Source organism: Acidimicrobiales bacterium, from assembly GCA_035533095.1.
Classification (GTDB): domain Bacteria; phylum Actinomycetota; class Acidimicrobiia; order Acidimicrobiales; family Palsa-688; genus DATLUM01.
The window spans coordinates 1-14,382 of record DATLUM010000006.1 but is presented as its reverse complement, the minus strand read 5'-3'; the positions used below and the strand labels follow the sequence as shown (position 1 = coordinate 14,382).

The 14,382-nt window shown below is 68.5% G+C and carries 13 protein-coding genes; 8 read left to right on the top strand and 5 right to left on the bottom strand.

Annotated features, from left to right (window positions below):
• On the bottom strand, positions 1-1,283 hold a 1,283-nt coding region (gene lpdA / locus VNF71_00735; GenBank protein HVA73074.1), incomplete at its 3' end, for a dihydrolipoyl dehydrogenase.
• Between the two features lie 191 nt (positions 1,284-1,474).
• On the opposite strand from lpdA, the gene VNF71_00730 reads away from it, so the two are divergent.
• The 7 genes from VNF71_00730 to mftF are packed head-to-tail and all read left to right on the top strand — an operon-like array spanning position 1,475 to position 7,840.
• A complete protein-coding gene (locus VNF71_00730; protein ID HVA73073.1) occupies positions 1,475-2,275 on the top strand; it encodes a thiazole synthase in 801 nt (266 codons plus the stop codon).
• A gap of 11 nt (positions 2,276-2,286) precedes the next feature.
• Entirely contained in the window at positions 2,287-3,429 is a 1,143-nt protein-coding gene (thiH, locus tag VNF71_00725; GenBank protein ID HVA73072.1) for a 2-iminoacetate synthase ThiH, read from the top strand.
• Between the two features lie 28 nt (positions 3,430-3,457).
• The gene (gene mftA, locus VNF71_00720) at positions 3,458-3,577 is read left to right on the top strand and encodes a mycofactocin precursor MftA (GenBank protein HVA73071.1); all 120 of its coding nucleotides are present in this window, start codon (positions 3,458-3,460) and stop codon (positions 3,575-3,577) included.
• 16 nt (positions 3,578-3,593) lie between these two features.
• Entirely contained in the window at positions 3,594-4,862 is a 1,269-nt protein-coding gene (mftC, locus tag VNF71_00715; GenBank protein ID HVA73070.1) for a mycofactocin radical SAM maturase, read from the top strand.
• Positions 4,834-5,547: a mycofactocin biosynthesis peptidyl-dipeptidase MftE gene (gene mftE / locus VNF71_00710; protein ID HVA73069.1), complete on the top strand. Its 714-nt coding sequence runs from the start codon at positions 4,834-4,836 to the stop codon at positions 5,545-5,547. Before mftC ends, mftE begins: the two co-directional genes overlap by 29 nt.
• The gene (locus VNF71_00705) at positions 5,544-6,344 is read left to right on the top strand and encodes a mycofactocin-coupled SDR family oxidoreductase (GenBank protein ID HVA73068.1); all 801 of its coding nucleotides are present in this window, start codon (positions 5,544-5,546) and stop codon (positions 6,342-6,344) included. Before mftE ends, VNF71_00705 begins: the two co-directional genes overlap by 4 nt.
• Positions 6,345-6,346: 2 nt before the next feature.
• Complete coding sequence (gene mftF / locus VNF71_00700; GenBank protein ID HVA73067.1) at positions 6,347-7,840, top strand: mycofactocin biosynthesis glycosyltransferase MftF; 1,494 nt, start codon at positions 6,347-6,349, stop codon at positions 7,838-7,840.
• Here mftF and VNF71_00695 read toward each other — a convergent pair.
• Genes VNF71_00695 through VNF71_00680 form a run of 4 tightly spaced genes read right to left on the bottom strand, consistent with a single transcriptional unit; the run spans position 7,792 to position 13,006 of the window.
• Entirely contained in the window at positions 7,792-9,159 is a 1,368-nt protein-coding gene (locus tag VNF71_00695) for a wax ester/triacylglycerol synthase family O-acyltransferase (GenBank protein HVA73066.1), read from the bottom strand. The two genes, mftF and VNF71_00695, sit on opposite strands and share 49 nt — an antisense overlap.
• A gap of 38 nt (positions 9,160-9,197) precedes the next feature.
• The gene (locus VNF71_00690) at positions 9,198-10,643 is read right to left on the bottom strand and encodes a cytosine permease (GenBank protein ID HVA73065.1); all 1,446 of its coding nucleotides are present in this window, start codon (positions 10,641-10,643) and stop codon (positions 9,198-9,200) included.
• Positions 10,640-12,028, bottom strand: a complete 1,389-nt coding sequence (gene purB, locus VNF71_00685; GenBank protein ID HVA73064.1) for an adenylosuccinate lyase — start codon at positions 12,026-12,028, stop codon at positions 10,640-10,642. Before purB ends, VNF71_00690 begins: the two co-directional genes overlap by 4 nt.
• A gap of 12 nt (positions 12,029-12,040) precedes the next feature.
• Complete coding sequence (locus VNF71_00680) at positions 12,041-13,006, bottom strand: aldo/keto reductase (protein HVA73063.1); 966 nt, start codon at positions 13,004-13,006, stop codon at positions 12,041-12,043.
• Between the two features lie 102 nt (positions 13,007-13,108).
• On the opposite strand from VNF71_00680, the gene VNF71_00675 reads away from it, so the two are divergent.
• On the top strand, positions 13,109-14,382 hold a 1,274-nt coding region (locus VNF71_00675; protein HVA73062.1), incomplete at its 3' end, for a lipid II flippase MurJ.

The following is a 14,382-nucleotide window of genomic DNA, read 5'->3' as shown; positions in this document are numbered from 1 at the left end:
AGGTACGCCTGGCCCAGCTGCTCGGTCACCCATGGACCTACCATGTGCACTCCGAGGATCCTCCCGGCCGACCCGTCGGGCTTCTTCTCGCAGATCACCTTCACGACACCTTCGGGCTCGCCGAGGATCAGGGCACGACCGTTGCCTCCGAAGGGATCCTTCTTCGTGATGACCTCGTAGCCCGCCTCCCGCGCGGCGTCCTCGGAAAGACCTGCGAACGCCACCTCCGGGTGGCAGTAGATGCACCAGGGCACACGCGTGTAGTCGACGGGCACGACCTTGTCTCCGAGTATCTGGTCGATGATCACGATCGCCTCGGCGAAGCCGACGTGAGCGAGCGCCGGCGTGTCGACGAGATCGCCGGCGGCGAACACGCCGGGCTCGGCGGTCCGCATGTACTCGTCGACCTCGACGAACCCTCGCTTGTCCACCTGAACCTTGGTGCCTTCAAGCCCCAGGTTGTCCGACAGGGGACGCCGGCCGACGGACACCACCACCGCCTCGACCTGTACCTGCTCGCCTTCGCCGAAGTTGACCGTCGTCGACGAACCGTCGGGGGCCGGCGTGTGGCCGGTGACCTGCACGCCGGTCCTGACGTCGATCCCCCGCTTCTTGAACGACCTGAGCACCACGTCCGCTATGTCCGTGTCACATCCGGGCAGGATCTTCGGCAGCGCCTCGAGAACGGTCACCTGCGTCCCCAGATCGGAGAGCATCGAGGCGAACTCGCAGCCGATGGCGCCGCCGCCTATGACCACGGCGGAAGACGGCAGGCGCTCCAGGCTGAGCACCTCGTCGGAGGTCATGACCAGCTTGCCGTCCACCTCGAAACCGGGGATCGTCCGCGGCGCGGATCCAGAAGCGAGGATGACGTGCTTTCCGACCAGCTCGGTCCCGTCGCTGACCCGCACGAGGTGGTCGGGGCCCAACGTTCCGGTCCCCTCGAAAGTGGTGACCTTGCGCTTCTTCATCAGACCCTGCAGGCCTTTCCAGAGCTGGTCGACGACCTTCTGTTTGCGTGCCTGCGACTGCGCGAACTGCACCACCGGCGCGTCCCCCTCGATCCCGAACTCCTTGGCGCCGGTGACCGTCCGGTATACCGTGGCCGTCTCGAGGAACTCCTTCGCGGGGATGCAGCCGCGGTGCAGGCAGGTGCCGCCGACCTTGTCGCGCTCCACCACCGCGATGTTGAGACCGGCCAGCCCACCTCTCAGCGCCGCCGCGTATCCGGCTGGGCCGCCTCCGATGATCACAACGTCGAACTGCTGGGCCGTGGGGACCACCTCCTAGTGCACCGACGCCCAATCTAGGCGGGCACCGGCCCCGAGCGGCGCGCCGAGGCCGGGCGGTAACATCGACGCACGACAACTGACGCAGGGGAGCTCGGTATACCGGGCTGAGAGGCTGGCTGGAAGCCGGCGACCCTTACGTTTGGACCGGCCCGGTAACGCGGGCCAGGGAGCGCCATATCGACATGACCCACATCGACACGACACAGCTATCGAACACCAACGACGACGACCTCGTCATATCAGGCCGGGCCTTCCGCTCCCGCCTGTTCCTGGGAACGGGGAAGTTCCCTTCAAACGAGGCGCTTGGCGGTGCGATCGTCTCGGGCGGCGCGCAGATCGTGACCGTCGCGCTGCGGCGGATCGATCCGGGCGCGAACGAGGACATCCTCGACGCCATACCGGACGACGTCCTCCTGCTGACCAACACGTCGGGCGCGATCGACGCCGGCGAGGCGGTAAGGCTCGCTCGCCTGGCGCGCGCCGCGGGACTTCCGGAGTGGATCAAGCTCGAGATCACGCCGGACCCTCGCTACCTGCTGCCCGACCCGGTTGAGACGTTGAGGGCGGCCGAGCAGCTCTGCCAGGAAGGGTTCGTGGTGCTCCCCTACTGCCCAGCGGACCCGGTGCTCTGCAAGCACTTGGAAGAAGCGGGCTGCGCAACAGTGATGCCGCTCGGCTCGTGGATCGGTTCCAACCAGGGTCTGCGTACGCGCGGAGCGATCGAGATCATCGTCGAGCAGGCGACCGTTCCCGTCGTGGTCGACGCCGGGCTCGGCGCGCCGAGCCACGCCGCGGAGGCGATGGAGATCGGCGCTGACGCGGTGCTGGTCAACACCGCGATAGGAACGGCAAGGGATCCGCAGGCCATGGCGTTGGCGTTCAAGCTCGCGGTCGAAGCCGGACGCGCCGGGCGCCTCGCGGGGCTTCCAGCCGCGCGCGAGGCCGCTGACGCTTCGTCGCCTCTGACCGGGTTCCTCGCGTGAGGAGCACTCCCGTGATCCTGGAGTCGCGACCGGACAAGGTGCCGGATGAGAGCGCTGCCGCGGATGTGGTCGCCACGGACCTGGTGATGCTCCGTCGCATTGCGGCCGAGGCGAGTGAGGCGGACGTTGACCGCGCGCTGGGGTCGGACCGCCCGGGTCTCGCCGATTTCGCTGCGCTGCTGTCGGCTCCGGCATCGCAGCGCCTCGAGGACCTCGCCCAGAAGGCTCACAAGATCACCCGAGCGCGCTTCGGCGCGACCGTCCGGCTCTTTTCACCTCTATACCTGTCGAACGAGTGCGTCTCCACTTGCACGTACTGCGGCTTCTCGGCGAGCAACGACATCCACCGCCGCACCCTCACCCCCTCCGAAGTGGAGGCCGAGGCCGCCGAACTGCACCGGCGAGGCTTCCGCCACGTGCTGCTCGTGTCCGGAGAGCACGCACGCATCGTCAACCGCGACTACCTCGTGGACTGCGTTGCTGCGGTGGCGCCGATGTTCGCCCAGGTCGGTGTCGAGGTTCAGGTGTGGGACGCCGACACCTACCGCCGGCTGGCGGCTGCCGGCGCCGACGGGGTGATCGTGTACCAGGAGGCGTACGACCCCGCCACCTACGCAGCGGTCCACCTCAAGGGGAAAAAACGGAACTACGCGTGGCGCCTGTCCGCACCCGACCGTGCGGCCGCCGCGGGCATGCGCCGGCTCGGCATCGGCGCGCTGCTCGGTCTGCATCCCGACTGGCGATCGGAGGCGATAGCCCTGGCCGCCCACGGTCGTGCGCTGATCCGCCGGTGGTGGCGCTGCGACGTGCAGATGTCGTTGCCGCGGCTTCGCCCCGCCGCCGGCGGTTACGAGCCGGCGGACCCGGTATCGGACGCCGACCTGGTCCAGCTGCTGTGCGCTCTGCGGATCTTCCTCCCCGACGTGGGGATCAGCATGTCCACTCGCGAGACCGCTGCGCTTCGGGACGCGCTCGTGCCATTGGGTGTCACGACCATGTCCGCCGGGTCGCACACCGAGCCCGGCGGCTACGCGTCCTCCAGCGACGCCGAGCCGCAATTCGAGATCTCGGATGCCCGGGCGCCGGCGGAGGTCGCCGCCGCCCTGCGGGCCGCCGGCTACGACCCGGTGTGGAAGGACTGGCAGCGGGCGTAGCTCCTCCCGCCTACATAACATGGTCCCCATGCCCGAGAAGACCGACTCCCAGCCCGAAGCCACGTCCAAGGACACCGACACCGAGCTCGTAGAAGAGGAGCTCGTCGTAGAGGAGATCTCCATCGACGGCATGTGCGGCGTCTACTGACGGCGAAGGGAGCGTCTTGACGTCGACAGGCACCACCTCCGGGCTGCAGACCGATCCTGAGGTGGCTCTCAGGCGTGAACCCTTCGGGGCCCTCGCCTACAACTACGGCACCCGGCGCCTCACGTTTCTGAGGAGCAAGGAAGAGGCCGCGCTCGCCCCGCGGCTCGCCGACCAGATGAAGGGTGGGCTCAACGCGCCCATCTGCCTCACCTGGGAGATCACCTACGGGTGCAACCTGGCGTGCATCCACTGCCTTTCGTCGTCGGGTCGGCGTGACCCTCGGGAGCTATCGACCGAGGAGGCCAAGGCGGTCATAGACGAGCTGCACGACCTCCAGGTGTTCTACGTCAACATCGGTGGCGGGGAACCGACCATCCGCCCGGACTTCTACGAGCTCGTCGACTACGCAGTGTCCAACGGCGTGGGGGTGAAGTTCTCCACCAACGGCTCGACGATGACACCCGAACGCGCCGCGCGGCTGGCAGGCACCGACTACGTCGACGTACAGGTGTCGATCGACGGCGCGGACGAGGCGACCAACGACGCCGTGCGCGGCCGCGGCAGCTTCGCCGCGGCCAGGAGTGCCATGGACGCGCTGGCGGCAGCGGGTTTCGAGGGTTTCAAGATCAGCGTCGTCGTGACCCGCCACAATGTGGCGCAGCTCGAGGACTTCGAGGCCCTTGCCAGCTGCTACGGGGCACAGCTGCGCCTCACAAGGCTCCGCCCGTCCGGTCGCGGAGCCGACTCGTGGTCGGAGCTGCACCCGAGCGCCGAGCAGCAGGTGTCGTTGTACAAGTGGTTGCTGGAGAGGCCCGGTGTGCTCACAGGCGATTCCTTCTTCCATCTCTCCGCGCTGGGCGAGCCGCTGCCGGGTCTGAACCTCTGTGGCGCCGGCAGAGTCGTGTGCCTGATCGACCCGGTGGGCGACGTCTACGCGTGCCCGTTCGTGCTGCACCCCGAGTTCAAGGCGGGCAGCGTTCGCGACCCGGGCGGGTTCGCGCAGGTCTGGCATTCGTCGCAGCTGTTCCGGTCGTTGCGCGAGCCCGCATCGGCAGGTGCGTGCGCGTCGTGCGGGTCCTACGACGCATGCCAGGGCGGCTGCATGGCTGCCAAGTTCTTTACCGGTTTGCCACTGGACGGGCCGGATCCCGAGTGCGTCAAGGGCCACGGTTCTCGATTGCTCGAAACGGTGCCGGCGGGCAGTGCCCCGGCCCCGGGGCCGGGCCATTCCGTACCCGTCGCGCTCACAACCCGGCGTGGGGAGCGTGCGGCCCGCCGGCGCTGACCCGCCCGCTGAACTGGATCTGGGGTCGCTCGCCTGGCCCGACGTCCAGGCCCGGGCGGCGTCAACGGTTCTCGCCGTGCCGCTCGGGTCGACCGAGCAGCACGGTCCGCACCTGCCGCTGTCCACCGACACCGACATCGCGGTCGCTCTCGCCCGCGAGTTGTCGCGGCGCGTGCCCGGCATCGTCGTCGCGCCGGCGATCCCCTACGGCTCGAGCGGTGAGCACTCCGGCTTCCCCGGCACGCTGTCGATCGGTCAGGACGCGCTCGAGCTGCTGCTGGTGGAGCTCGGCCGTTCGTCCGACGCCTTCGCCGGCATGATCATCGTGTCGGCGCACGGCGGCAACGCGGCGCCGGCGGCGCGCTCCGTCGCGCGGTTGCGGTCCGAGGGCCGCCGTGTGGGGGCCTGGTCGCCTTCGTGCGACGACCCGCGCGACTCGCACGCCGGCAGGATCGAGACGTCTGTCCTGATGGCGCTCGGTTCGAAGCACGTGTTCCTCGACAAGGCCGCCGCCGGCAACGTACGACCGCTCCAGGAGCTGATGCCTGCTCTGCGTGACCGGGGGGTTGCCGCCGTGTCGGCCACCGGGGTCCTGGGCGATCCGTCCGGTGCGTCGGCCGAATACGGCGATCTTCTGTTGGAACGCTGGGCTGACGAGCTCGTCGCGGCCGTGGCCGTCCTGTGAGCCCTGATTCCCGGGTCGCCATCGTCACCGGCGCGGCGCGCGGCATAGGAGCTGCGACCGCTGCACGCCTCGCGAGCGCGGGGTGGAAGCTCGTCCTCTTCGACCGCTGCGAGGACGACCCCGAGCTCGGGTACCCGCTCGCCACCAGGGACGACCTCGAGAGCGTGGCCCGGGCGTGTGGTGGTGGCGACACGGTTGTGCCGGTCGTGGGCGACGTCAGGGATCAGGATGCTCTCGACGGCGCCGTCGCCGCCGGCGTGGATCGTTTCGGCGGGATCGACGCCGCTCTGGCCGTGGCCGGCTGCATCGGCGGCGGCGTCGAGGCGTGGCGGACTCCCGACGCCCTATGGTCGACGTTGCTCTCGGTGAACCTCGAGGGCGCGTGGAGGCTCTCGAAGGCTGCCGTGCCGGCGATGCTCGAACGCCCTGAGCCGAGGCAGGGCCGGTTCGTGGCTGTCACTTCCGCCGGCGGGACCGTAGGCATCTACATGCTCGCGGCCTACAGCGCCGCCAAGCACGGGGTGGTCGGCCTCGTGCGCAGCCTTGCAGCCGAGCTCGGCCCGCACGGCATTACCGCCAACGCGGTCGCGCCAGGGTCGACGGCGACGGCGATGCTCGAAGCCAGCACGGCTCTGTACGGGCTGGAGAGCCCGCAGCGTTTCGCAGAGCAGCACCTTCTGCCGAGGCTCATGCAGCCCGACGAGGCCGCAGCCCTGATCGCCTGGCTGTGCGGACCGGAGAGCAGCGGGATCACGGGTGCGGTGCTTCCGGTCGACGCCGGCATGACCGCCCGCTGAGGGTGGAACCGCGCGCCAACAACGGTCCTGCTCGCAACTATCCGGCGCAGTTCGGGCTGGCCCTGGACCCCGCGACGCGCAGACCGTCCCGGAACACCCTCGTCGGCGGTTCTCCGCTGCGAGTCATCCGCCTCAGCGACGGCGGAGCCCACCGGTTGGAAGCGTGGATGGCAGGTGAGGCCGTCGGTCCGGACCCCGCCGCCCGGCGGTTGGCGCGCAGGCTGGTCGACTCCGCAGCCGCCCACCCCCGCCCGCCGGCGGGAGCGGGGCCGGCGACCAGGGATCTCACCGTCGTCGTTCCGGTGCGCGACCGGCCCTCCGGGCTGCAAGACACGCTCTCCTCGCTCGGCGATCTCGACGTCGTGGTGGTCGACGACGCTTCTGTGGAACCGTTGCGGCTCGACGCGCAGCGGGTGATCCACCGCGCCGGCAGCGGAGGTCCCGCAACGGCGCGCAACACCGGGTGGCGCTGCGTCGAGTCCCCCATCATCGTCTTCCTGGACGCCGACTGTGTACCCGAGGTGGGCTGGCTGTCGCGCATCCTCCCCCACTTCGCCGACCCCGTGGTGGGAGCGGTGGCGCCCCGGGTGCGATCAGCAGCGGGGAGCGGCCTTCTGGCGCGGTATGAAGCCGTCATGTCGCCACTCGACCTGGGGCCGACCGAGGCGGCCGTCAGGCCCGGCAGCCGGGTGCCGTACGTGCCAACCGCCTGCCTGGCCGTGCGGCGTTGCGCGCTAGAGGCTTGTGGCGGCTTCGACGAGCAGCTCAGGTTCGGCGAGGACGTCGATCTCGTCTGGCGCCTGGTCGAGGCCGGCTGGAGCGTCAGGTACGAACCCGAAGCGGTCGTGGTGCACCCGCCACGACCGGACGCTCTCGCGTGGGTCCGCCAGCGCTTCGACTACGGGCGGTCGGCCGCGCCGTTGTCAGCGCGCCACGGGTCCGATGTCGCGCCGGCGGCCCTCTCCCCCTGGAGCGCCGCCGTCTGGGGGTTGGCCGGCGCAGGCCAGGCCCGCGCCGGCGCCGCGCTCGCCGGATTACTCTCGGCGCTCCTGGCGGTCCGAGCGGGTCGGGACGCGCCCACCCGCAGGGTGCTCGCGGTGCTGGCTGCGAAGGGGCAACTGGTGGCGTGCAAGTCGATCGCCACCGCAATACGGCGCGCGTGGACGCCACCGCTCGTTCTCGCGCTGCTCTCTCCATCCCGCCGCTTGCGCCGCCGAGCAGCGGTGTGGCTGGCAGTCGGGTTCCTGTGGCCGCTGGCGGATTGGGCCGCGCTCAGCGCCAAAGAGCAGCGACCGGTGATGGGACCGATCTCGTGGACCGCCCTCAGGTGGATGGACGACCTCTCCTACCAGTCAGGTCTGTGGGCAGGAGCGATGGAGCACAGGTCGCCGGGCGCGCTCCTGGTGAGGTGGATCAGACGGCCGCGCCCATCGACTCGCGCCCGCGATCAGGCGGCTGCGACCGACTCCAGCTCCGCGATGCCCATCTCGAGGTAGTCCAGCATGCGCTGCAGGTGCGGCACGGTCCGGCGGCACCCGGTGAGCCCGAAGTCCATCTTGTCGTTGTAGCTCGTGACCGTGATGTTGAGCGCCTGTCCGTCCATTGGGATCGACAGCGGGTAAACACCCTCGAGTTGCGCCCCGTTCCAGTACAGCGCTTCCTTGGGCCCCGGGACGTTCGAGATGACGAGGTTGTACGCCGGGGCGGCAATGCGCCGGACGCCGGCGACCATGCTGAGAGCCATGGGCATGAGCGTGGCCGCGCTGGTGAGCATCACCTGGATGGGTGACATGGAACGCAAGGACTGCTTGCCCTGCTCCATGGAGTCGTGGATTGCCTCCAGGCGCTTCGCGGGGTCATCGATGTCGGTCGCAAGGTTGCACAGGATCGCCCCGACGGCGTTGCCGCCGATGTCCTCGCGTTCCCTCCTCAACGACACAGGCGTCATGGCCACGAGCGGCGCGTCGGGCAGGGCGCCGAGAGAGTCGAGATAGGTACGCAGCGCGGATGCGCACATGGCGAGTACGACGTCGTTGATCGTCGTGCCGGTCGCTTGGGCCACACTTCTGATCCGGGACATCGGCCACGATTGCGCCGCGTAACGGCGGGCTCCTGTTATCCGTGAGTTCAGGATGGTCTTCGGGGCGAGCGACGGAAGGTACGAGCTCTGGTCCATCAGCGCTTTGAGAGCCGCCTTGCCGGCCACGGGCGCGAGACCGGCCAGCTCCCCGGCCGCGGAGACAGCGGACCGGGGAATGTCGAGAACCGCTTGCAGACCGTGCGAAGGCTCGGCCGGCGGCCGGCGCGGTGGTTCGACGGTCCAGGGCGGAAGGAGATGGGTCGCTCCCGGGTCGGGGCTGAGGCTGTACTGCAGCAAACGAAGAGCGGACACCCCGTCGACGACCGCGTGATGGATCTTCGTGTAGACGGCGAAACGCCTTCCCTCGAGACCCTCGATCAGGTGCGCCTCCCACAGCGGGCGGTGGCGGTCGAGCAGAGTCCCGTGCAGCCGCGACGTGAGCGCCAGCAACTCGCGCACGCGGCCCGGGCGCGGCAGCGCAGAGTGCCGCACGTGGTGCTCGAGGTCCATTTCGGGATCGGCCTGCCACGCCCAGGCACCGAGGGTCGCCGGTGACCTGTGCGGCCGGCGGCGGAACATCTCCGACACCTCCGGCGTGCTCAGCACCTCCTGGTACAGCTCCCGAACCCACTGCTGGTCGGCTCCGGGCGGCAGCTTGAACAGCTGCAGGCCGCCCACGTGCATCGGCTGCTCCCTGCGTTCGGCCAGGAGGAACATGGCGTCTGTGATGGGCATCGGGGCCACGACGGGACCTCTTCTTCGGCGGTGGTTGGTCAGGTGCTGTCTAGGAGGTACTCGTCCTGACGGGCGGCCTCACGGCGCACGGTAGCCGCCGCGAGGACCAAGTAGGTCAAACCGCCCACGAGTATCCCGGTGAAGACGCTGAAATCTGCACCCCCGCCGCCGAAGATACGAGCGAACGGCCCCACGTAGAACGCCTGGTCGAAGGCGACGACCGACGCAACCGTCCCCATGGCCTGCGCTACCACGGCCCGCCAGTGGATGCCGCCGGAGCGCCAGTAGAGGCTCCCGCGGTCCGTGCGTTGAAGCTCCCTCGGGACGTAGCGCCGGCCCCGCAGGAACCAGTCCACGAGGAAGATCGCCATCCAGGGAGCGATCCAGGCGATGACGGCGGCCACGAAGTCGTTGAGGAGGTTGCTGAAACCGGCCGAGAACACCGCGTAAGCAGTGATCCCTCCCCCGATCACCGTGTCGATGAGCACGGCGTTCCACCGCTTGATCGGAAGCCCCAGAGCCTGGAGGGTCACTCCGGACGAGTACAGGTCCATGCTGTTGATGGCGAACAGTTGGATGATCACCACGACGAAGAAGGGGACCAGGAACCAGCCGCTGAACGCGTGAGGGAAGCTGTTGAAAGGGTCCTTGCTGTCGATTTGGACGTAGGTGGCGACGGCTGCTCCGAGCAGCATGAGTAGGGTCTGCGGCACCGCGGCGCCGGCGAAGATCCATCCGACGATGGCAGGCCTGCTCGCGCCCGGTGAGAGGTAGCGGGAGAAGTCGTTGCCCGACTCGACCCACCCGAGGCCGGTCAGCGTGATGGTGAAGGCCAGGCCTCCCATCATCGCCTGCCAGTTCGCCCCGTGGTGGATGCTGCCCGGGTTGGCCTTTCCGAGGGTGAGGATCGCAAGCACCACGTAGAGGGCTACGAAGGGCACGGCCATGATCCTCAGGACCTTCACGACGGTTGCGTAACCGAGGAACGGCAGGACCGTCTGGGCGCACGCCGCCGCCACGATGAGGACGACCTTCAGCGGGGTCCCGGGGTGGTAGCCGGCCTTGCTGGCGAGCGCGAGTCCCCCGAACACCACGAGGATGAGACCCTCGGCCTCGAAGCCGACCTGGGTCATCCAGTTGAAAAACGCGATCAAACGCGACCCGTTCGGGCCGAAGCTCGCGCGATTGATCATGAACGCGGTTGTTCCTGCGTTCGGACCCTGAAGGCTGCACAGGCCGAGGAGGAAGTAGGAGACGTTTCCGACGAGGATCAGGAAGACGGCCTGGCCGAAGGTGAACCCGAACGTCATCAGTACCGCGCCGTAGACGAGGTATTCGAACTGAACGCTCGCTCCGGCCCACATGCCGAACAGGTCCCGGGGCGTGGCCCATCGGTCTTGGTCCGGTATGTAGTCGATGCCGCGGTGCTCGACCTTGAAGGCCTCGTCTTCCCGGCCCAACTCGTACGGAACTGTGACGGTCACCCGCGTTTCTCTTCCTCTTCGAGCACCTTGCGCCCGGCTTCCACGAGCTTCTCTGCGAGGCCTACGTAGGACGCCGGCTCCAGCTCGAGCAGCCGGCGTTCCGCGTCCGGAGGCAGTCCCAGCCCGGTGATGAACTCGTGCACCTCTTCGGGCGTGATAGTCGTGCCGCGTGTTAGCTGCTTCAGGCGCTCGTAGGGCTCGGGCAGCCCGTGGCGGCGCATCACCGTCTGGATCGGTTCGGCCAGCACCTCCCACTGCGAGTCGAGCTCCGCCTTCATGACCTGCGGCGAGGGGCTGACGCGACTCAAGCCCCTTCTGGCGGCGAGAATTGCCAAGCCTGAATGAGCGACGGCGGGGCCCATGTTGCGGATCGCAGACGAGTCGGAGAGATCCCGCTGCATCCTCGAGATCATGAGCTTCGACGCCAGGTGCTCCAAGAGAGCGGACGAGACGCCCGCATTCGCCTCGGCATTCTCGAAGTCGATCGGGTTCACCTTGTGCGGCATCGTCGACGAACCCACCTCGCCGGCGACCGCCCGCTGGCGGAGATACCCGCGGCTGATGTACTCCCACATGTCGCGGCAGAAGTCGATCAGCACGGAGTTGAAGCGCACCAGCCCGTGAAAGATCTCCGCGAGCGCGTCGTGCGGTTCGATCTGGGTGGTCAGCGGGTTCCATACCAGCCCGAGGCTCTCGACGAAGCGGCGCGAAAGACCGATCCAGTCGGCGTCCGGGTAGGCGGCGTAATGGGCTCCGTAAGTCCCGACGGCGCCGTTGAACTTGGCGAGGATCGGCACCGAGCGAATAGACGCGATCTGCCGCTGCCACCTGGCGGCGAACACCGCAAGCTCCTTGCCGAGTGTCGTCGGCGACGCCGGCTGGCCGTGAGTGTGGCTCGGCATGGGAATGGCGGCTGTGGACTCGGCCATCTCCCACACGTCGTTCAGGAGGCCGCCGGCGGATGGCAGCCACGCCGTTGCCAGGCCGTCTTGCAGCATGAGCGCGTGGGCGATGTTGTTGATGTCCTCAGAGGTGCAGGCAAAGTGCACGAACTCCGAGCCAGGCCCGAAACCGATGCCCACAAGCCTCTGCTTGAGGTAGTACTCGACGGCCTTTACGTCGTGGTTGATCAGGCTTTCGATGTCCTTGATCTGCTCGACGTCCTCGGTTCCGAAGTCCGAAGCCCAGCCCCGCAGCACGCCTGCTGTTTTCGGATCGATGTCGGAAAGCTCGGTGATCGACGGCTCGGAGGCGAGGAAGAGCAGCCACTCGACCTCGACGCGGAAGCGCTGCTTGAACAATGCCCCCTCGGAGAAGGTCTTGGCGAACGGCTCGGCTTGCTTCGCGTACCTGCCGTCGAGAGGCGACAGGGCATCGGTCGTCACGCGGGCGGCCGATCAGACGGGCAGCTGGGCCCGGATCAGGGCGGGCACGGCCGCCAGGCCGGCGGTCGGCCTGAATCGGTCACTGGCTTCGCTCAGGCTTGCGGCTTCGTCCTCGGTGAGTTCCAGGTCTGCTGCCGCGACGTTCGACTCGAGTTGACCCACGCTGCTCGCTCCGGGAATCACGACGACGTTGGGCTGGCGGATCAGCCAAGCGAGCGCGACTTGAGAAGGTGTCGCTCCGTGGGCATCAGCCAACCGGCCCAGGGTCTCGATCAGATCACGCGCGCGGTCGAGGTTCGAAGGGAGAAAGAGCGGCCGCATCGAGCGAACCCCTGTGGGCCGGTGATCCCTGGTGTACCTGCCGGAGAGGAGGCCCTGGCCGAGGGGGCTGTAAGCGATGACGAGCCGGTCGTGCTCCTGGGCCCAGGGGACCAAATCCTTTTCGGGCCTACGGTCGACCAGGCTGTACTGGACCTGGTTGGACAGGACGGTTCCGCCGAGCGACCTCTCGGCGGACTGCCATTGCGAGAGGGAGTAGTTGCTCACACCGACGTGGGCGACGAGTCCTTCCCGTTGGAGCCGGGAGAGGGCACGAAAGAGTGGAGCTGGAGGAAAGACCGGGTTCGGCCAGTGGGCCTGGTACAGGTCGATCCTGTCCACGCCCAGCCGCCGGGCGCTTCCAGCGGCTCGCCGGTGGACCACCGGGTCGAACGGCAGCGCCGGCATGATCTTCGAGGCGATGAACGCCTGGTCACGCCGGCCGCGGATCGCCTTGCCAATGGCCCTCTCCGAGCGGCCGAACCCGTATACCTCCGCCGTGTCGATGAGGTTGATGCCGAGATCGAGCGCCCGCTCAGTGATGCGCAGCGCCTCGTTGTGCTCGAAGTCCTTGCCGTAGCCCCATTCCGGCGAGCCGAACTGCCAGGTACCGAGCCCGACGACCGAGAGGCGTACGCCTCCAACCTCGATGTACCGCATGAACCGCGAAGGTAACCGAGCCGGAGGCGACCGGCGAAACCGCCGCAGCGCCGGGTCGTGGCGATACTGGACCCGCGCCTCGCCCTGGGCAAGCATGGCCCGGTGGGCCGCCCGGGAGAGCTGTACGACCAGGACCGCGAGGAGCCCGCCCACCCCGACCCGGGAGCACTGAGCAGGGCGGGTCGCGGCGTCCTCTACGACCAGGACGGCATGGTGGCGCCGGCCCCCCCACGAAGGAACGCTCAACCGTGGAGGCAGCAGGCGCTCGACCGCCAGCGCGAACGGCAGATGGAGCTTCACCGGCAGCAGGAGTGGGAACGCGAGCGCGAGTCCCGGCGCCAGCGAATGCTCGAGACGCAGCGGGCCGGGACCGCCCAGGATCCGGTCAGGATCAGCTCGCGCCCGCTGCCCGTTCCGGTCGCGCCACCACCGCAAAGACGACCCTCGCCACGCCCGCCGGCCGCTGATTCGGCCACCGCCGATCCCCTCGGTTCGCCTGCGTCGAGATCATCATCGCCATCGACCGGGCGCGCGACCGCGATCCTCGCGGCGGGAACCTTCGCGTCTCGCGTAACCGGGTTCTTGAGGGTCCTGGCAATCGGTTACGTCCTCGGAGTCGGGACGCTCTCCGACGCGTACAACTACGCGAACGGGATCCCCAACATCATCTACGACCTGCTGTTGGGTGGAGTCCTCTCGGCAACGTTGATACCGGTCTTCGTGGAGCAGTTCAACACTCCGCAGAACCGGTCGGACCGGGGAAGCTCGGATCGCGCGGTGAACGCCGTGCTGTCCTCCATCACCGTCGCCCTGGCAGTGATCAGCGCCGCCCTGTGGCTGCTGGCGCCATGGGTGATCCGCTTCTACCTCCTGCTGAACCCCGCTTCCACCGGCCCTGCAGAGCGCGCCGTGGCCACGCGGCTGCTGCACTTCTTCGCCCCGCAGGTCTTCTTTCTCGGTGCGATCGTGGTGTCCACCGCCTTGCTCAATACCCGACGACGGTTCGCAGCAGCGGCGGTCTCTCCGATCATCAACAACCTCGTGGCGATTGGTGCCCTGCTGGCCACCAAGTTCATCGCGTCGAGCGTCCTCACCGAGCGCAACGCCTCGCCGTCCTCGGTCCTCGAGCGCTTCGGTCACGACAACCGAGCGATATGGGTTCTAGGGATCGGCACGACCGCCGGATACCTGGTCCAGCTTCTCGTCCAGCTACCGGCCATGCGCAGGGCCGGCTTCTCGTTCCGCCCCGTCTGGGAGCCGCGCCACCCCGCCGTCAGGCGAGTAGCGAGACTGTCGTCGTGGCTGGTCGGTGTCGTCATCGCCAACCAGATAGCGCTTGCCCTGGTGATGATCCTCGCCGGCAGGACCGACGGCGG